The 1,158-nt window shown below is 65.4% G+C and carries 1 protein-coding gene; it reads right to left on the bottom strand.

Annotated features, from left to right (window positions below):
- Positions 1-916, bottom strand: a 916-nt coding sequence (locus AAD496_RS14865; protein WP_349829665.1) for an IS1634 family transposase, incomplete at its 3' end; no start/stop codon positions are given.
- Positions 917-1,158 lie beyond the last annotated feature (242 nt).

Here is a 1,158-nt window from a genome sequence, read left to right as displayed (position 1 = left end):
CGTCCTCGTAGTCCTTCCCCGGATGGTCCTGCCGCCACTGCCACACCGGGTAGGGCAGGTCCTTGAACCGGGCGGCGATGATGTACGAGAACCCGGCAGCCTCGATGGCTTTCAGGTTCGCCGCGGACATCATCCCGGCATCCGCACACACGGTGACGTCGGTCAGCCCGTGGGTGCGCGCGTACTCGGTCAGCGTCGGCAGGAACGTGTGCGTCTCGGCCTTGTTGCCCTCGAAGGCCTGCATCGTCAACGGGAACCCGTGCTCATCGGCCAACAGCTCCAACGTGATCTGTGGTTCGACGCGGCGTTCCTTCGAGAACCGTTGTTTCCGGAAGTCGTCCGGGGTGTCGGTCTCCCAGTAGAGAGTCGTCACGTCGTACAGCAGCAGGGAGGCCGGGCCGATGCCGGCATGCCTCGTACATGCGTCGCCGATCGCGGTCCGGAACTCCTCGGTCGCATAGACCGGCAGGGACCGTTTCACGGACGCGTAGGAGGGAGTGCGCGGGTAGCCGTGTTCGTTCAGGATCCGCACGGTCGCCAGTTTCGAGGCCGGTTGGATGATCCGGCCGATCGCGAGCGCTTCGAATACCGCATCCCCCATCGCCGCGGCCGGGAAGTCAAGCGCCTGAAAGGCGGTCGACAAGAGCTCGATGAGGTGGCGTGAGGTCGTGTTGGTGATCGGCAGGGGCTTGTCGACGCTTCCGTCGGGTACCTCGTCGCCGGGCAGGTCGAGGGGCAGTTCGGCTTGGCCTTCGCCGAGTCTGCGCTGGGCTTCGAGGCGAAGGGCCTGGACTTCCGCGGGGGTGTGGGCGGAGCCGATGTGGTCGAGGTCGCGGTGTCCGCGTCGGTTCGAGTAGACGATTTGGACGGCGGTCGCCCCGGATGCGGTCTTCACTTCGCGGATGTGGGGGTTCACGAAACCCAGATTAGCGGCCCCGAACCGGCTTGTTTAGTGTACAAATCCGACCTACCAGCCGAACATCACCCCAGGTCAGGAAACTGCGGGGCCGTCCGGGGCCGAAACCGTGAGCCAAGTCGGGAACCTGAAAGCCATCGAGGCTGCCGGGTTCTCGTACATCATCGCCGCCCGGTTCAAGGACCTGCCCTACCCGGTGTGGCAGTGGCGGCAGGACCATCCGGGGAAGGACTACGAGGACG

Source organism: Brevibacterium litoralis (genome assembly GCF_040212315.1).
Classification (GTDB): Bacteria; Actinomycetota; Actinomycetes; order Actinomycetales; family Brevibacteriaceae; genus Brevibacterium; species Brevibacterium litoralis.
Note: the sequence above shows the minus strand (reverse complement) of the source record. Positions and strands in the feature narration are given on the sequence as shown.